Source organism: Fusobacterium ulcerans (genome assembly GCF_003019675.1).
GTDB lineage: Bacteria > Fusobacteriota > Fusobacteriia > Fusobacteriales > Fusobacteriaceae > Fusobacterium_A > Fusobacterium_A ulcerans.
Genome location: NZ_CP028105.1, coordinates 2,419,318 through 2,437,241 on the forward strand (window position 1 = coordinate 2,419,318; position 17,924 = coordinate 2,437,241).

A 17,924-nucleotide genomic window follows, 5' to 3' on the forward strand; every position below is an offset into this window, starting at 1 on the left:
TCCCCCTTATTTTAATTAAATAAACAATCCAGTAGGCAAAGATACTTTAAAAGCATAAGTAAATAATAAATATAAAGCTATAGGGAATGCTATTGCAAATATTATATTTAATATTTTTGACTTACTCTTCAAAATAGTTATTACAACAAAAGCAAAAATTACAGTAGATACTAAATAACCAATTCTGTCTATAAGAAATATATATACAGCAAAAGCAAAAATAACCATAAAAGTATATTTCATATTTGGATTGTAAATACTTTTTTTATCTTTATTTTTTATGCTTCCTACAAAAAGCATAGCAGAAAGTATAAATAAAATAACTGCAATAACCTTAGGGAAGAAGTCAGGACCTAATCCAGAGTTTCCAATAAAAGCCATGTTAAATTGAGTAGATGAATAAAAAATAAAAGCACTCACTATACATAAAAATGCAGAAAAAACAGTTTCTAACAAAATTAATCCCCCTTTTACGAAATGTGGGTGACTTATAAGTAGAAATTTAATCTAGCTTTTGGTCACCCACTTCCATACATTAATTTAAGAATTCTTTATGATTATTTTAAAGATTTAACTATAGAATCTATTGTAGCAGTATCTTCTATTATAAATGTTTCGAAATCTTTTCCATTTAGGTATTTAATTCCAAATGTAGAGTTATTCATGAAATCTTTAAAATCATCTGACTCAACAGATTTTTTAATAGCAGCATCAAGAGTAGCAACTATCTCAGGAGAAGTTCCTTTAGGTACTGCAATACCTCTCCAAGTACCAGAAACAACATCATGTCCTAATTCTTTTAATGTAGCAACTTCTGGAAGGCTTTCTATTCTAGTATCAGCCATGATTCCTAAAGCTCTTAATTGACCAGCTTTAAGTTGTCCAATAGCTTCTCCCGGTCCCATTAGAGAGAAGTCAGCATGTTTTCCTAATAATGCAGGGATAACTTCCCCAGCTCCATTGTAAGGAATATGGTTGAATTTTACTCCAGCTTCATTTTCTATAGCTAAAGCATAGAAATTAGGTTTAGCTGTACTTGCAAATTTTATTTTTTCAGGATTTGCTTTTGCATCTGCTAAAAGATCATCTAAAGTTTGATATTTAGAATCTTTTTCAACTAATACAACAGCTGGATCCATATTTACTAAAGATACTAATGCAAAATCTTTGTAACTGATAGGAGAAAGATTCATTAAAGGTAATGAAACTATTTCTCTAGTTATCATAGTAATTGTATATCCATCTTTTTTTTGAGTAGCTCCAAAAGTCATTCCAACAGCTCCAGCTCCACCAGTTTTGTTAACGATAACTACTGAAGTACCAAGCTCTTTTTCCATAAGACTTCCCAGTTTTCTAGCAACTGCATCTGTTCCTCCACCAGCACTGAATGGTACAACCATGTTAATGTTTTTACTAGGATAAGCTTTAGCAAAAGCACAAGCAGCCATTAAAGTGAAAATAATCATCATAAGTTTTTTTCTCATAAATCTGTCCTCCTCAGTTTTACTAATATGACAAAATTTTCAAAGTATATATTGTGTACACTGTATTGAAATAGAAATTTTTGTTATATTAGATTTCTTTTTATATTATTTTTAATTAAACATCTTATAATCTATTTATAACCCAATATTACTAAAAAGTACAATAAAAAAATAAAGAAAAAATTTCATATATGAAACAAAACTTGAGAAACCTAGATAAAACTTTAATAGAATCATAGAATAGCTATAAAAAAAATATAAAAAAGTTAGTTCCATATATGGAAAAATATAGTATAATATATTATAGATTTTTTTGAAAATATCTCATTTTTAATGGTTTAATTATATAAATTTTAAAACAAAAACCTAATCAAAAAGGGAGGGAAAATGGAAACAGAGAAAAAAGTTCCTGCAATTGAAAAAGCAGACAAGATATTTAAATATCTTTACTATAAAGAATCAGCAACTCAGGCAGATATTTCTAAAGACTTAGGAATACCTAAAGCAACAACAAACAGACTTTTGTCAGTTCTTACAGAGCTTAAATATTTGAATCTGGAAGGAAGAGAATATAAAATAGGAGAGAAGTTCTACTTTTTTTCAAATAAGCATGAGAGATATACTTTGATTAAAAATATTGCATATCCATATCTGGAAGAATTATCTTTAAAATTTAAGGAAACATTTAAAATAAGTGTTTTAGATGAAGATAAAATAAGAAGTATAGGAAAAGTAGAAAGCAGTGATTTTATCAAAATATCAGTTTCTGAAAATGCAATATTCCCATTGCATGCAGGAGCAGCAAGTAAACTTTTAATCTGTCAGCTCAGTGAGGGAAGATTGAATAAACTTTTAGAAAAAACTCTTCCTAAATATACAGAAAATACTATAACTGATAGAGAGGAATTGAAAAGAGAACTTCTTAAAATAAATATAAATAAACTTTCTTTTGATAATATGGAGCATTCAGTGAATATAAGAGCTGTGGCAGTCCCTATATTAGATAGTAAAAATAGGATAGTAGCTGCTGTGAGCTGTCCATGCTTTCCAGATTCTCTTACAGATGAAAGAGCATTGAAGATAGCTGAATCTATGAGAAAATCATGTGAAGAGATATCAAAAAGACTAGAGTATTTTAATAAATAAATTTCAATATATTAATATAAAGATGATGTTAGGTTTTTAATTAAACTTAAATCATCTTTTTTATTTAAGGAAATCTGCTAAAAATATTGAACTAATTTTGATAATATATAATGAAAAATTTCATATATGAAACTATAATTAGAAAAATATTTTTTTGTTTTTCCTGTTTTTAGCATTTTTAATACTTTAAAATTTTTTATCTTTTCTTTTTAATTTCATATATGGAATTTTATCTGAGATATTGAGATTGAATTTTTAAATTTTTTAAAGTATAAATAAAATATAGAAAAGAATAACAAAACATTTCAATATAAATCAAAATAAAATATTTTAGGAGGAAAGTCATGTTGAAAAAAAGTAAAATTTTAAAAAAAATAACTGATATAGGAATAGTAGCAGTAGTAAGAAGTGAAACTATAGAAGAAGGAATCAGAATTTCTAAAGCATGTGTAGAAGGAGGAATTCCAGCAATAGAAGTTACATATACTGTCCCAGGAGCTACTGAAGTAATAAAAGCTCTTAAAGAACAGTTTACTTCTGATGAATTAGTAATAGGTGCTGGAACTGTATTAGATGCAGCCACTGCTAGAATAGCTATTTTAGCTGGATCAGAATTTATAGTTTCTCCTGCATTTGATGAAGAGACTGCAAAATTATGTAATCTGTATCAAGTTCCATATATGCCTGGATGTATGACAATTACTGAAATAACTAAAGCTATGCAGTATGGAGCAGACATTGTAAAACTTTTCCCAGGAAGTGCTTTTGGACCTTCATTTGTAAAAGCTGTAAAAGCTCCACTTCCTCAGGCTAATATTATGCCTACTGGAGGAGTAAGTTTAGAAAATATAGATGAATGGTTTAAAAATGGTGTAGTAGCTGTAGGAGCAGGTGGAAAACTAGCTTCTGGATCTAGTGAAGATATTATAACTACTGCTAAAGCATTTGTAGAAAAAATAAAAGAGATAAGAAATAAATAATCTGGTATAGTGGAGGAAAGACTGCAATGGAGAAAATATTTGATTTTAAAAATAAAGAATTTGGATTAGTATGCAGTGGGGAAATGATAATGAGGCTTTCTCCTTTGAATAATGAAATGCTGGTTCAAGGACATATGCTTGAAAAGCAAATGGGAGGGGCAGAATTCAATGTAGCCAGTGGAGTATCTATACTTGGAGAAAAAACTGCTGTTGTGACAAAACTTCCAAAAAATGAATTAGGAAAATTTGCAAAGAAGATAATAGATTCAAACGGAGTAAGTGATGAATTTGTAGTGTATGATGAATCTAAAAATAAGAGACTGGCCATCTACTATTATGAGTATGGATCATCACCAAGAAAACCAAATGTTACATATGACAGACAAAATTCATCATTTCAGTCTTTTAAGGCAGATGAAGTAAAGAGTTCAGTATATAATAGAGCAGAAATCTTTCATACAAGTGGAATAACTTTAGGATTGTGTGAAACTTCAAATAAATTGACTTATGATCTTATCAAAAATTTTAAAGATGGAGGAGCACTAATATCTTTTGATGTAAACTTCAGAAGAAATCTTTGGACTGAAGAAGAAGCAAGAATTGAGATTGAAAAATTGCTTCCATTTGTTGATATACTTTTTGCTTCTGAAGAAACTTTTAGAAAAATGTTTCAGAAAACAGGAAATTTAGAAGAGATTATAAGAGCTTTTGCAAAAGAATTTAATATATCATTTATTGCTTCTACTCAAAGAACAGTAAATTCTCCAAAATCTCATAATTTTACTTCATTAATATATAACAGAAAAAATGATACTTTCTATTGTGAATCTCCATATGAAAATATAGAGATAGTAGATAGAATAGGAAGTGGAGATGCTTATGTAGCAGGAGTACTATATGGAATCCTTAAACATAACAATCCAGAAAAAGCAATGAAATATGGAAATGCTAATTCAGTATTGAAAAATACTATAATAGGAGATATATCTTGTGCAGATGTTACCCTTGTAGAAAGTATAATAGCTGATCATGAGAATGGAAATACAACTGAGATGAATAGATAATTAAGCCACCTGACTTTAAGTTAATTTATAAAAAAGAGAGAGATCTAAAATTTATATAATTTTAGATCTCTTTTTCTATTTTATTGATTAAAATTTACAATTAGACAAAATATTTTAAAAAATTAAGCTGTTGAAAAACAGTTTTTTTATTTTCTGAGCCAATATAAATCTTTAAATTTAAACAATTTTGTGATTGTTTTGTGTTTTTTAAGTGAAATTATTGATTGACAAAGAGAAATAATAATATTATAATCAACTCATAGTTTTCTATAAAACTAAAAATAACTATTAATTGTTTGTTTTGATAAAAAATAAAAAATAATATATTTTAATTGGAAAATAAAATTAAATAAATAAATATTTTTATTTTATATTAAAATTTATAAATAATTTGATTTAAATATACAATTTATAATTAAAAATAAGGGGAAAAGAAAAGTGAAAAGACAGAGTTCAAAGATTTTAATGATAGTATTACAGTTTTTATTCTATTTTTTAATAAATAAAATATTTAAAGTACCAGACAGAATTATGTATAACACTTTCTTTATCTATCTTGCATTAAACCTTACTAAAAATATGTATTCCTTTAAAACTATACTAATATGGGAAGAACTGAAAAAACAAATTTTTGTTCATACAGAATATCTCATAATTATGCTGATAAATGATGTGGCATTCTGGGAAAGTAAATATATACCAGTTCATCTGATAGTGGGAATAACATTTACCTTCTTTAACTTAATCATAATAAAAATCATAAGAAATATATTTAGAAAATCATTGGAAAAAAGGCTTCTTATTATAGGGGTTGGAAATACAGCCAGAGAACTGACTCATGTAATAAAGGAAAATAATTTTACAATGTATAACTTATTGGGATATATATCAGCTAATTCTTTAGAAGGAGTTAATCAAAGTATAAGAGTAGAGGAAGAAAAGATACTTGGAAACTGCAGTGATATAGAAAGAGTAATAGAAGAGAATGATATAAATGAAGTGATAATAGCCCTTCCACTAGCAGATAATAAACAGATGTCAGAGATAATAAATAGATTGGATGGAAAAGTAAATAAGATAAAATTTACCCCAGAATTAAATGGAACATATACTTTTAATTCAAATATAGAAGACTATGATGGAATAATGCTTGTGTCTTCATACAATGGAATGAATAGAAGAACAAATAAATTTCTAAAAAGAAGTTTTGATATAGTGACAGGAATAGTAGGATACTTAGTTCTTTCTATACTTTACCTTATATATGCGCCAAAGATAAAAAGGGATGGAGGAAAAGCAATGTTTCTCCATACAAGGATAGGACAATATCTAAAAACTTTTAAGATGTATAAGTTCAGAACCATGTATGCTGATGCAGAGAAAAGACTGGAAGAAATGTTATCAAAGGATGAAAAACTAAAAGAGGAATTCTATAAGAACTTTAAGTTAAAAGATGATCCAAGAATAACAGAGGTGGGAAAATTTTTAAGAAAGACATCATTAGATGAATTTCCACAATTTATAAATGTGATAAAGGGAGAAATGTCATTTGTAGGTCCAAGACCTGTAGTGCAAAAAGAAGTTGATATGTATTATGGAGAAGAAAACAGCAGAAAGATATTTATGGTAAAACCAGGAATAACAGGAATGTGGCAGGCAAATGGAAGGTCAGATGTAGAGAACTATGATGAGAGAATAGCACTGGATCTTTATTATATAAGAAACTGGTCATTGTGGTTGGACATAATAATAACAGTGAAAACGATAAAAAATGTTATTGAGAAAAAGGGAGCATATTAAAGAATGAATATAGAAAATATAAAAGTGGCAATAGTACACGATTGGTTAGTAACTTATGGGGGAGCAGAAAGAGTAGTAGAAACATTTCTAGAAATATTCCCTGAAGCAGATATGTATACACTTGTTTATGATGAAAAAAAGATGGGAAAAATATTTCCAAAAGAAAAAGTAAAAACTTCATTTATTCAAAAATTTCCAAAGAGCACTAAAATTTATACAAAACTTTTACCTTTGATGCCATATGCTTTTGAAGAATTTGATTTAAATAGCTATGATTTAGTCATTTCAAGCAGTACTTGTTGTGCTAAAGGTGTAATAACTAATCCAAGTACTTTACATATTTCATATATAAATTCACCCATGCGATATGCTTGGGATTTGTATCATGATTATAAAAAAAGAAGTGGAAAAATAACAAGATTATTTATGAGTATTTTTATGAAAAATTTAAGAGTATGGGATATTACAAGTAGTCAAAGAATAGATAAAATAATAGCTGATTCTCATAATATTGCTAAAAGAATAAGGAAATATTGGAATTTAGATTCTGAAGTAATATATCCACCAGTAGAAGTAGAAAGACTGGAACCTAATTATAAGGAACCAGAAGAATTTTATGTTTCTTTTTCAAGATTTGTTCCATATAAGAGAATAGATTTAGCAATAGAAGCATGTATAAAATTAGATAGAAAGCTGGTAATAATTGGCGATGGAGAAGAAAGAAAAAAATTAGAGAAGTTGGCAGACAATAATAAAAATATTATTTTTACTGGAAGAATTTCAGATGAAGAAGTAAAAAGCTATCTTCAAAGATGCAAAGCATTAATTTTTTGTGCAGAAGAAGACTTTGGAATAATTCCTTTGGAGTGTCAAGCATGTGGAAGACCAGTGATTGCGTTTGGAAAAGGGGGAGCTCTAGAAACTATATTAAATAGAGAAACAGGAATATTCTTTAAAAAGCAGGAAGTAGAAAGTTTGATTGAATCAATTTTAGAGTTTGAGAAATTAAAATTTGATATAAAAACGATATATACTCATGCACAAAAATTTTCTAAGAATAGATTTAAAAAAGAAATATTGAAATTAATTAAAAGTTATAAGGAGATAAAATAATGAAAAAATCAGCATTGATAACAGGAATAACAGGGCAGGATGGATCATATCTAGCAGAACTTCTGCTAGAAAAAGGTTATGAAGTATATGGAATTATGAGAAGAAAGAGTGTTGTTGACTATGGAAATGTAGAGCATATAAAAGACAAGATAAAATTCATATATGCTGATATGACAGATTTAATTTCTCTTATAAATGCAATGAATATTTCTCAGGCAGATGAAGTATATAATCTAGCAGCACAATCATTTGTAGCTACAAGCTGGGAACAGCCACTAGCTACAGCAGAAATAGATGCTGTGGGTGTAACTAATATGCTGGAAGCAATAAGAAATACAAAACCAGAATGTCGTTTTTATCAAGCTTCTACATCTGAAATGTTTGGATTGGTACAGGAAATACCGCAAAGAGAAACAACTCCTTTTTATCCAAGAAGTCCCTATGGAGTAGCTAAATTATATGGTCACTGGATAACTAAAAACTATAGAGAAAGTTATGACATGTATGCTTGCAGTGGAATACTTTTTAATCATGAAAGTGAAAGAAGAGGGAAAGAGTTTGTTACAAGAAAGATAACAGATGCAGCAGCTAGGATAAAACAAGGAATACAAGATCATCTTGAACTTGGAAATATGGATTCTAAAAGAGACTGGGGTCATTCAAAAGATTATGTAATGGCAATGTGGCTAATGCTTCAACAGGAAAATGCAGATGATTATGTAATAGCAACAAATGAAACTAGAACAGTAAGAGAATTCGTAGAGAAATCATTCTCTTATGTAGGTATAGATATTCTATGGCAAGGAGAAGGAATAAATGAAGTAGGTATAGATAAAGAAACAAATAAAACAGTAGTAAAAATAAATCCTAAATTTTTCAGACCAGCAGAAGTAGATATACTATTAGGAAATCCAGAAAAAGCAGAAAAAGAATTGAATTGGAAAAGAGAAATATCATTTGAACAGTTAGTAGAGAGAATGGTGAAAAATGATATGGAATTAGTAAAAAAAGAGATAGAGATATCAAAGATATGAAAAAAGCAATGATAATAGGTGCTGCTGGGTTTGTAGGAGGATATCTAATTGATCATTTAAAAGATGATATGAAGTGGGAAGTTTATGGAACAAAGTTAAATACAGAAAAAATAGAAAGAGAAGATATAGAAATATATAATCTTGATATTTTAAATAAAGAAGAAATAATAAAAATATTTGAAAAGATAAAACCAGACTATATATTCAATCTCGCAGCACAAAGTTCAGTTTCATTATCTTGGAAGAATCCTTTGTTGACAATAGATATTAACATAAAGGGAGCAATAAATATATTAGATGCTGTAAGAGAAATTGATAAATATGATCCAAGAACTATGTTGATAGGATCAAGTGAAGAATATGGGTATGTAAAAGAAAATGAAATTCCTGTAAAGGAAGAAAATAATTTAAGGCCTGGAAATATATATGCTGTAACAAAAGTTTGCCAGAATATGATAGGAAAGATATATTCTGATGCTTATGGAATGGATATAGTTAATGTGAGAGCATTTAACCATATAGGTCCTAAACAAGCTCCTATATTTGTAGTAGCAGATTTTTGCAAGCAGGTATCAGAAATAGAAAAAGGTTTAAGAGAACCAATAATATATACAGGAAATTTAGAAGCAAAAAGAGATTTTACAGATGTAAGAGATATAGTAAGAGCATATTCAGCATTGGCTTTGAATGGGAAAAAAGGAGAAACATATAATGTTGGAAGTGGAAAAGCTATATCAATAAAAGAAATACTGGATATTATACTAAAAAATTCAACTAAGAATATAGAAATAAGAAGAGATGAAAAGAGATACAGACCAATAGATATATCAATAATAGAAGCAGATATAGAAAAATTAAGAAAAGTAATAGATTGGAAACCAGAGATATTATTGGAAGAAAGTATAAAAGAGATATTAGGTTATTGGAGAAAAAATGAAAATAATAATTAATGGAAGATTTTTAACTCAAAATATTACAGGGGTTCAAAGATTTGCTCATGAAATAGTTAAAGAATTAGATAAGATTGTAAAAAAGAATGAAATAGTAATTTTAATACCTAAAAATATATTATTTAAAGATTTAAAGTATAAAAATATTGAAATAAAAAAAGTAGGAATTTTAAAAGGACATTTATGGGAACAGTTAGAGCTGCCTTATTATGTTTGGAGAAATCAAGGAAGATTACTGAGTTTATGCAATACTGCACCAATAATAAATACAGGAATAGTAAATATATGTGATATTTCTCCAAAAATAAATCCTAATTTTTTTTCAAAAAAATTTTCAATCTTTTACAAAGTTTTGTATTGGTTTATAACAAAAACTTCTCTTAAAATTTTAACAATATCAAACTTTTCAAAAGTAGAAATAATAGAAAACTATAAAATTAATCCTAATAAAATAAATGTTATTCATTGTGGATGGCAACACATGAATGGAGTAATTGAAGATAAAAAAATACTAGAAAAATTACAATTAAAAAATAAAGAATTTTATTTAGGAGTTTCAAGTATTAATCCTAATAAAAACTTTAAATATATTATAGAGCTAGCTAAGTTATATCCTGAAAAAATATTTGTAATAGCAGGAAAATTGAATCAAAAAGTTTTTGGAGATATGAATTTAGAGAAAATAGAAAATCTGGTTTGGGCAGGTTATGTAACAGATGAAGAATTAAAAGCTTTGTATAAAAATACCTTGGGCTTTATATACCCTTCATTTTATGAAGGATTTGGAATACCACCATTAGAAGCATTGGCATGTGGATGTAAAAAAGTATGTGTATCAAATACAAGTTGTTTACCAGAAATATTTGAAGATAGTGTAATTTATTTAAATCCATATAAAGTAGAAAATATATTAAATGAAACAGAAATCATAAAAGAAGAGAATATAAGAAAAATATTAAATAAATATTCTTGGGAAAAAAGTGCTAAGAAAATACATGAAGTATTTGGAGAAAAATAATGAAAATAATTTATAGAAAAATAAGTGCTCATTTATTTTTTATTTTTTTTACTTGTATTATTTTTTCTCCTTATGTAAAAGGAAAAACAATATATTTATATGGGATAATTCCATTTTTTGATTTTTTTTACCTAAGGTGGCTTGGAAGAGAAAAAATTAATACAAGACTATTAATAGCATGGTTTTGGTTTATTATTATTTTAGTATTATATGGAGATTTTGAATTTATAGTAAGAATTTTTTTTATAATTGGGACATTATATTATTTATTCTATTTGAAATCAATAAAATTATTTTCAATTTTTTATAATTATATATTTTTGAATATTTTTATAGGAATATTACAATTTATTTTTATCTATATCAATCCTAAAATTGCTTATTTATTAGGACCTGAAAATTTAGCTAAAACTTTTTTAGGAAGTTTTGCTGGTCCAGCAAACGCTAATTTTTTTTCAATAGGTTTATTAAAAAGAGCTAGCGGGTTATCTAGAGAAGTTGGATTTTTTGCAAGTTTGATGGTTATAACAATTATTTTGTATATAGAAGATAAAGATATAAAAAAAGATAAATGGAAAAGTATTTTATTAATTATAGGATTTATTATAAGTATGAGTAAAATGTCCCCTTTATTATTTGTATATTTTGCTATAAAGAAAATGGAAAAATATTTAAATAAAATACCATTGATTATTAGTACTTTAATGATAATAATATTTTTGATAATTTTTTCAAAATATCTTTTTGAAAAAGGATTTTTTATTCCAAGACATGAAACATGGAATCATAGATTAGGTGGATATTTTATTATTTTAAAATATAATTTATATCATTTAATATTTCCTATAAAAACAATAAGTGAAATTTTAAATAATTATCCAAATTTATTATTTTTAAAAGAATTAAGTAGTTTAAAAATATTTACAAGTATTAGTGAAATAATATTGCATCATGGAATTATAATATTTTTTACAGGAATTTTGTTGCTAAAAAAATTAAAATTGAAGACAAGTGATTTTTTGTTATTAACATTGTTAACTTTTAATACTGGGTACATAACTGTGACGTCTTATGCAATATTAACATATTTTTATGTCTTTTATAAAAAAAGAAAGGAATTTAAATAGAAAAGCGATGAATAAAAAATATAAGAATTGGAAAGAAAATAAATACCTTTCTGAAAATGAAAAAATAGAAATAAAAAAATTGAATGGGAAAGGAGTAAAAGATAGTTTCTATAAATACCTTGAATTTGGAACTGGAGGAATGAGAGGAATAATGGGTATGGGAACTAATCGTATGAATATATATATGATTAGAAAAGCTACTCAAGGACTTTCAAACTATTTAATCAATTCAAGTGGTGAATTTGGAAAGAATAAAGGTGTTGTAATTGCATATGACTGTCGTATTAATTCATATGAATTTGCTTTGAACTCAGCCTTGGTTCTATGTGCTAATGGAATAAAAACATATCTGTTTTCTTCATTAAGAAGTACTCCAGAACTTTCATTTGCTGTAAGAGAACTAGGGTGTCAGGCTGGAATAATGATAACTGCTTCACATAACCCCAAGGAATACAACGGATATAAAGTATATTGGGAAGATGGAGGGCAATTAGTAGAACCTCAAGCTTCTGGAATAATAGAAGAAGTAAATAAAACTGATGAATTTGAAGATGTAAAGATTATAACTCAAGAGGAAGCAGAAAAGTTGGGGTTATTAAATATTTTAAATGATGAGTTAGATAGTAAATATTTAGAAAATGTGAAGAAAGAGTCTATTCTAAAAGATTTATCTGATAAAGAAAATTTTAAATTAGTATATTCACCTCTTCATGGAACAGGTGGAAGACCAGTAAAAAGACTGTTAAATGAATTGGGATATAAAAATATACATATAGTTGAGGCGCAGGAGAAGCCAGATGGAGAATTTCCAACTTGTTCATATGCTAATCCAGAAGAAAAAAGTGTATTTGATCTTTCAATAAAGTTGGCTGAAGAAACAGGAGCTAAAGTGTGTTTAGCAAATGATCCAGATACAGATAGAACTGGAATGATGGTAAAAGAAGATAATGAGTGGATATATTTAAATGGAAACCAGATAGGAATGCTTCTTTTAAAATATATTTTAGATAATAAAAAAGATATACCTGAAAATGGAGCAGTAGTTACAACAATAGTTTCTGCTCCAATATTAGATAAGATAGCTGAAGAAAGAAATTTAAAAGTATTTAGAACTCTTACAGGGTTTAAATATATAGGAGAAAAGATAAGAGAATTTGAAGAGGGAAAATATGATAATTCTTTTGTATTTGGAATGGAAGAATCTATTGGATATCTGAAAGGAACTTATGTAAGAGATAAAGATGGAATACTTGGAGTAATGCTTTTAACTGAAATGACAGCATATTTTGAAAGTATAGGAACATCTCCAGTAAAAGAACTAGAAAAACTTTATGATAAATATGGTTGGTATAGTGAAATAACATATCCAGTAAAAAGAGAAGGAATACAAGGAACAGAAGAAATAAAAAAGATGATGGAAGAACTTAGAAAAAGAGATTTAAAAGTTCTTTTAGATAAGAAGATAAATATAGTAAAAGATTATAAAGTAAAAAAAGAGAAGAATTATTTAAATAATTCAGAATCAGAATTATTTCTTCCAGAGTCAGATGTTATCCAATATATTTTAGAAGATGAAACATATATAACAGTAAGACCATCAGGAACTGAACCAAAGATAAAATATTACATCTATACTAGAGAAAAAAGTAAGGAAGAAGCAGATAAAAAATTAGAAGATATATTAAATAACTTTAAAAAGTATATGGAATCACTTTTAAATTAGGAGGAAAAGAACAATGTTGACAGCAATTATTATGGCAGGAGGAAGTGGAGAGAGATTCTGGCCATTATCAACACCAGAAAGACCAAAGCAGCTTCTAAAAATATTTTCAGATAAAACAATGATAAGAGAAACTGTTGACAGGATACTCCCTATAATAGAAGCAGAAAATATATTTATAGCAACAAATATCATACAAGCAAAAGAGATAGAAAAAGAATTAAGCGATATTCCCAAAGAAAATATAATAATAGAACCAGCTTTTAAAGATACAGCAGCAGCAATAGGATATTCATCTTTAATAATAGAAAACAGATTTAAAAATAGATTAAAAGATGGGGAAAAACTGGAAGTAGTGGTGCTAGCTTCAGATCATTTAATTAAGGAAGAAGAAGAATTTAGAAAAGTCATACTAATTGCAGCAAAAGAAGCAAAAGAAAATGGAATGATAGTTACTTTAGGGATAAAGCCAGATAAACCAGAAACAGGATATGGATATATAGAAGTGAAGGATGATGAAATAGAACTTAATTCTATATGTAAAGTAAAAAGATTCAGGGAAAAACCAAGCCAGGAGTTAGCAGAAAGCTATTTAGTAAGTGGAAAATATCTATGGAACAGTGGAATGTTTATATTTACAACAGATACAATATTTAAAAATTTTGAAGTATTGATGGAAGAACATTCAACAATACTTAAAGAAATAGAAAAAGAATTTAAAGAAAATTTAACAGGAGAAGAACTTAGTAACAAAGTAAAGAAATACTTTGATAAATTTGAAAAAATATCAATAGATTTTGGAATAATGGAATATTCAAAGAATATACGAGTGATACCAGTGGATATAGGTTGGAATGATATAGGAAGCTTTAATGCTTTTGATGAGATATTTGAAAAAGATGAAAATGGAAATGTAGTGAGAGGAAAAGAGATAAGAGAATTGGATTCAAGAAACAATATAGTGATATCAGATGATTTGAATATATCATTATTAGGAATAGAAAATTTAGTGATAGTAAAAAATAGCAATAATTTGTTAATAACAAAACGTGAAAAAATACAGGATATTAAAAAATTACTAAAATTATAAAATTTTATAATGAAGGAAAGTAATGAAATATAAAAGGATTTTTGATATATAAATACAAGAATAATATATTTTGAATCTGTGCCTATTAGGCAAAATATAATTATTTACAAGGAAGTGATCATGATAAAAAAGATGTTATTTATTTCTTCAACAGATATTAATGAAACAAACTTTGGAGGGAATATTTGTAGTTATAGAAATTATAAAATTATGGAGAATTTTTTTTTAATAGATTTAATAAATTTTTCAAAACTAGATAATAAAAATCAATTTAAAGCTCCTAAAAATAAGTTTTTTACTTTATTGAATAATATATTTAACTATGCTGGATTACTAACCTATTCATCAGAAAAAATGATACTAGATTCAATAAAAAAAAAGAAATATGAAATTATTTTTTTAGAAAGCTCTAATTTTGGAAAATTAGCTAAAAAAATAAAGAAAATTAACAATAATATAAAAATTATAACTTTTTTTCAAAATATTGAATATGATTTCATAAAATCACGTATAAAAAGAGAAGGAAAAATATATTATATTCAGTTAAAAGCTACATATTATAATGAAAAATTAGCTGTGAAATTTTCAGATTATTTAATTACTTTAAATAATAGAGATAGTGGAAGACTATTAGAAAAATATGGAAGAAATAGTAATTTTGAATTACCAATAACTTTAAACGATAAGGTTATAAAAAATAATTTTAAGATAGAAAATAGCTATATTTTATTTGTAGGGTCGCTTTTTTTTGCTAATTATTATGGAATAAAATGGTTTATAGAAAATGTTATGCCTTATATTGAGGATAAAAAACTTTTAATAGTAGGAAAAGGATTTGAAAAAAAGAAAAAAGAATTACAAAGAAAAAATGTTGAAGTTATTGGAACTGTAAATAATCTTGAAAAATATTATACAAATGCTATTTGTATGGTAATGCCCATATTTGATGGTGCAGGAATGAAAGTTAAAACAGCAGAAGCTATGATGTATGGAAAGACTATTTATGGAACAAAAGAAGCTTTTGAAGGATATGATGTTGATTATGAAAAAATTGGAGGACTTTGTCAGACAGAGAAAGATTTTATTGATAAAATTAATAAAGATAAAGGGATAAAGTTTAATTTTTATTCTAGAAAAAAATTTGAAGAAAAGTATTCAAATGAATCAGCCTTAAAAAGTATGGACATTTTTTTAAAAGAAAATGATTTAATTTAGAAAAATAATTAAAAATAAAATTTAAAAAGAAAGAATAACAGAAATAAAAACTATAACAAACTTATAAAAATTTAGATATTTTTTACATAATCAATGTAGTTTTTATAAAAAAATTAAGTATTAAAAAATAATATAAGTTAACTTTGAATAATGTGATATATATAAATAAATTGTTAAAGAAAGGAAAAAAATTAAGAATGAGAATATCAGTAATAATTCCAAGTTATAATAGAGCACATATTTTAGAAAAAACGATTCCAACTTATTTCCAACCTGGAGTAGAAGAAGTACTACTTATAGATGATTGCTCTACAGATAGTACAAAAAAAGTAGCAGAAAAATTGAAAAAAATTTTTCCTAAATTAAAATATTATAGAATGGAAAAAAATTCAAAACAAACTGGTGCAAAAAATAAAGGGATAGAATTAGCAGATAAAAATAATGAATATATTTATTTTGGAGACGATGATGCATTATTAATGGAGAATTCTATTAAATTTTTAACTGAAACAATGAAAAAATATAATGCTGATTTAGTTGGAGCAAAAGCATTATATTTTAAAAATAAAAAAGAACTGAGAAATATAGACAAGTTTATAAAAAAATTTAAAAAAATAACTAATAAAAAAATAGTTGATTTTAATAAATTATACTTTAATTTTGAGAAAGAAACAGAAATTCCAGTAGAAATTCCAGTAACTCATGCATATTTTTTGATAAAAAAAGAAGCAATAGGAGAAGTTAGATTTTCTTTAGACTATAAAGGAAATTGTTTCAGAGAAGAAACAGATTTCATATTACAAATTTATAAACAAGGAAAAAAAATAATGTATGATAGTAGAGCTATAGGAATAAATTTACCAAGAATAGAAGCATCAGGAGGGGCACACTTAAAAGGTATAATAGGAAAGATAAAATGGAATTATTCAGCAATAAAAAATAATAATATTTTTATAGAAAAACATTATGAATACTTAAAGGAAAATAAGCTAGTAAAAAGAAGTAAAATTAATTTAAAAATACTTTTTGTTTTTCAACAAATAAATATAATTTTAAAATCCCAAATTAAAAAAATAATAAACATAATAAAAATAGGAAGTTTTTAATGAAAAATAAGTTAGATAAAAATTTAATTTATTTTATGATTCTTTTTTTATTAATTTTAGTATTTTATTTAAATGAGATTTATAATATAAAAATAAATATTAAATTGAAAAGTACTATTTTGTTAATATTGACTTTGATTTATATTATTGATATGAAAATTAATAAAAAAGATAATTTGAAAATAAGTATCTTATTTTTATTGATTATTTTTTTAAGAAAATATTATATATCTTTTTATATTGTTTTTATTTCTAGGTTTTTAACAAAAAAAAGACGATTACAAATAATATTAATAATAATGTTATTTTTTTATATTCTAACTTTAGTTTTAAATTATTTTGGCTATTTAGAATTTAATAATATAAAATATGGATTAACTAGATATGGTGATATCTTAAAAATAAGGAATCCTTTAGGATTTTCACACCCAAATACAACAATGGTATTAATGCTTCCTATATTTTTTTTATTATATTATTTATATTATTCTAGATTAAAAATAATGTTAATAGTAATTTTTGAAATTATAAATATTTATTTGTTCTATTATACAAATTCTAGAACTTCTTTTTTATTAATTAATTTATTTTTAAGTATAATTTTTTTAGGAGATAAATTTATAAGTAAAATAAAAGTATTATTTTATTTGCAAGAAATTATAATAGTAATTTTTTCAATAATTTTACCAATATTTTTTCATAATAGTATTTTAGATGGTTTATTTAGTGGGCGGTTAATATATTCATATTGTTATTTAAAAAATATTTCAATTACATTTTTGGGAAAAAATATGACAGAAATTTATAATACCTATTATCCATTAGATAATATATATTTAAAAATTATTTATGAAAATGGTATTTTAGGGTTAATATTGTGCATTATAGTAATTTTTTATATTATAAATTTATTATATAAAAATAAAGATTATAAAGCTATAAGAATTTTTTCAATTATTTTAATTTTAGGATTCATGGAAAGTATAGTCTTTTATTATTTTGTAAATATAATATGTTTTATAATTCCAGAATATATATTTGGAAATAAAGAAATAACTATAAAAAATATAAAGTAAA

The 17,924-nt window shown here is 25.5% G+C and carries 16 protein-coding genes; 14 read left to right on the forward strand and 2 right to left on the reverse strand.

The genetic code is table 11. From position 1 onward, the window contains the following. Positions 1–15: 15 nt before the first annotated feature. Together C4N20_RS11185 and C4N20_RS11190 are read right to left on the reverse strand one after the other, a co-directional pair. A complete protein-coding gene (locus C4N20_RS11185; protein ID WP_005976375.1) occupies positions 16–456 on the reverse strand; it encodes a tripartite tricarboxylate transporter TctB family protein in 441 nt (146 codons plus the stop codon). Between the two features lie 101 nt (positions 457–557). Continuing rightward, positions 558–1,484, reverse strand: a complete 927-nt coding sequence (locus C4N20_RS11190) for a tripartite tricarboxylate transporter substrate binding protein (protein ID WP_005976377.1) — start codon at positions 1,482–1,484, stop codon at positions 558–560. Positions 1,485–1,871: 387 nt separating this feature from the next. On the opposite strand from C4N20_RS11190, the gene C4N20_RS11195 reads away from it, so the two are divergent. The 14 genes from C4N20_RS11195 to C4N20_RS11260 all read left to right on the forward strand — a co-directional run bounded on the left by C4N20_RS11195 (position 1,872) and on the right by C4N20_RS11260 (position 17,923). Continuing rightward, positions 1,872–2,630 (forward strand): IclR family transcriptional regulator, encoded by a 759-nt coding sequence (locus C4N20_RS11195; RefSeq protein ID WP_005976379.1) that lies wholly within the window; start codon positions 1,872–1,874, stop codon positions 2,628–2,630. A gap of 344 nt (positions 2,631–2,974) precedes the next feature. Then, positions 2,975–3,610 carry a bifunctional 2-keto-4-hydroxyglutarate aldolase/2-keto-3-deoxy-6-phosphogluconate aldolase gene (locus C4N20_RS11200; RefSeq protein ID WP_005976381.1) on the forward strand — a complete coding sequence of 212 codons (636 nt, stop codon included), beginning with the start codon at positions 2,975–2,977 and terminating at the stop codon, positions 3,608–3,610. Positions 3,611–3,636: 26 nt separating this feature from the next. Then, complete coding sequence (locus C4N20_RS11205; RefSeq protein WP_005976384.1) at positions 3,637–4,674, forward strand: sugar kinase; 1,038 nt, start codon at positions 3,637–3,639, stop codon at positions 4,672–4,674. A 438-nt stretch (positions 4,675–5,112) separates the two neighbouring features. Continuing rightward, complete coding sequence (locus tag C4N20_RS11210) at positions 5,113–6,474, forward strand: sugar transferase (RefSeq protein WP_005976386.1); 1,362 nt, start codon at positions 5,113–5,115, stop codon at positions 6,472–6,474. 3 nt (positions 6,475–6,477) lie between these two features. Then, positions 6,478–7,587: a glycosyltransferase gene (locus C4N20_RS16735; protein WP_005976388.1), complete on the forward strand. Its 1,110-nt coding sequence runs from the start codon at positions 6,478–6,480 to the stop codon at positions 7,585–7,587. Next, entirely contained in the window at positions 7,587–8,621 is a 1,035-nt protein-coding gene (gene gmd, locus C4N20_RS11220; RefSeq protein ID WP_005976390.1) for a GDP-mannose 4,6-dehydratase, read from the forward strand. The genes C4N20_RS16735 and gmd overlap by 1 nt, the downstream gene beginning before the upstream one ends. Then, entirely contained in the window at positions 8,618–9,571 is a 954-nt protein-coding gene (locus C4N20_RS11225; protein WP_005976393.1) for a GDP-mannose 4,6-dehydratase, read from the forward strand. The genes gmd and C4N20_RS11225 overlap by 4 nt, the downstream gene beginning before the upstream one ends. Continuing rightward, positions 9,555–10,589 carry a glycosyltransferase family 4 protein gene (locus C4N20_RS11230; protein ID WP_005976396.1) on the forward strand — a complete coding sequence of 345 codons (1,035 nt, stop codon included), beginning with the start codon at positions 9,555–9,557 and terminating at the stop codon, positions 10,587–10,589. The genes C4N20_RS11225 and C4N20_RS11230 overlap by 17 nt, the downstream gene beginning before the upstream one ends. Before the next feature lie 659 nt (positions 10,590–11,248). Further along, the gene (locus C4N20_RS16390) at positions 11,249–11,716 is read left to right on the forward strand and encodes a hypothetical protein (RefSeq protein ID WP_147385036.1); all 468 of its coding nucleotides are present in this window, start codon (positions 11,249–11,251) and stop codon (positions 11,714–11,716) included. Between the two features lie 7 nt (positions 11,717–11,723). Beyond that, complete coding sequence (locus tag C4N20_RS11240) at positions 11,724–13,439, forward strand: phospho-sugar mutase (RefSeq protein ID WP_005976400.1); 1,716 nt, start codon at positions 11,724–11,726, stop codon at positions 13,437–13,439. A gap of 13 nt (positions 13,440–13,452) precedes the next feature. Next, positions 13,453–14,526, forward strand: coding sequence for a mannose-1-phosphate guanylyltransferase (locus C4N20_RS11245; RefSeq protein WP_005976402.1), 1,074 nt, complete (start codon positions 13,453–13,455; stop codon positions 14,524–14,526). Positions 14,527–14,646: 120 nt separating this feature from the next. Further along, complete coding sequence (locus tag C4N20_RS11250; RefSeq protein WP_106878583.1) at positions 14,647–15,741, forward strand: glycosyltransferase family 4 protein; 1,095 nt, start codon at positions 14,647–14,649, stop codon at positions 15,739–15,741. A 197-nt stretch (positions 15,742–15,938) separates the two neighbouring features. Further along, on the forward strand, positions 15,939–16,847 hold the full coding sequence (locus C4N20_RS11255; protein WP_005976403.1) for a glycosyltransferase family 2 protein: 909 nt from the start codon (positions 15,939–15,941) through the stop codon (positions 16,845–16,847). Continuing rightward, on the forward strand, positions 16,847–17,923 hold the full coding sequence (locus tag C4N20_RS11260; RefSeq protein ID WP_005976405.1) for a hypothetical protein: 1,077 nt from the start codon (positions 16,847–16,849) through the stop codon (positions 17,921–17,923). The genes C4N20_RS11255 and C4N20_RS11260 overlap by 1 nt, the downstream gene beginning before the upstream one ends. The last annotated feature ends 1 nt before the right edge of the window (position 17,924 follow it).

What these genes read in the sequence shown, in the direction of transcription:
- C4N20_RS11190 (WP_005976377.1), bottom strand. Translation starts at nt 1,484, where the DNA reads ATGAGAAAAAAACTTATGATGATTATTTTCACTTTAATGGCTGCTTGT.
- C4N20_RS11195 (WP_005976379.1), top strand. Translation starts at nt 1,872, where the DNA reads ATGGAAACAGAGAAAAAAGTTCCTGCAATTGAAAAAGCAGACAAGATA.
- C4N20_RS11200 (WP_005976381.1), top strand. Translation starts at nt 2,975, where the DNA reads ATGTTGAAAAAAAGTAAAATTTTAAAAAAAATAACTGATATAGGAATA.
- C4N20_RS11205 (WP_005976384.1), top strand. Translation starts at nt 3,637, where the DNA reads ATGGAGAAAATATTTGATTTTAAAAATAAAGAATTTGGATTAGTATGC.
- C4N20_RS16735 (WP_005976388.1), top strand. Translation starts at nt 6,478, where the DNA reads ATGAATATAGAAAATATAAAAGTGGCAATAGTACACGATTGGTTAGTA.
- gmd (WP_005976390.1), top strand. Translation starts at nt 7,587, where the DNA reads ATGAAAAAATCAGCATTGATAACAGGAATAACAGGGCAGGATGGATCA.
- C4N20_RS11225 (WP_005976393.1), top strand. Translation starts at nt 8,618, where the DNA reads ATGAAAAAAGCAATGATAATAGGTGCTGCTGGGTTTGTAGGAGGATAT.
- C4N20_RS11230 (WP_005976396.1), top strand. Translation starts at nt 9,555, where the DNA reads ATGAAAATAATAATTAATGGAAGATTTTTAACTCAAAATATTACAGGG.
- C4N20_RS16390 (WP_147385036.1), top strand. Translation starts at nt 11,249, where the DNA reads ATGGAAAAATATTTAAATAAAATACCATTGATTATTAGTACTTTAATG.
- C4N20_RS11240 (WP_005976400.1), top strand. Translation starts at nt 11,724, where the DNA reads ATGAATAAAAAATATAAGAATTGGAAAGAAAATAAATACCTTTCTGAA.
- C4N20_RS11245 (WP_005976402.1), top strand. Translation starts at nt 13,453, where the DNA reads ATGTTGACAGCAATTATTATGGCAGGAGGAAGTGGAGAGAGATTCTGG.
- C4N20_RS11250 (WP_106878583.1), top strand. Translation starts at nt 14,647, where the DNA reads ATGATAAAAAAGATGTTATTTATTTCTTCAACAGATATTAATGAAACA.
- C4N20_RS11255 (WP_005976403.1), top strand. Translation starts at nt 15,939, where the DNA reads ATGAGAATATCAGTAATAATTCCAAGTTATAATAGAGCACATATTTTA.
- C4N20_RS11260 (WP_005976405.1), top strand. Translation starts at nt 16,847, where the DNA reads ATGAAAAATAAGTTAGATAAAAATTTAATTTATTTTATGATTCTTTTT.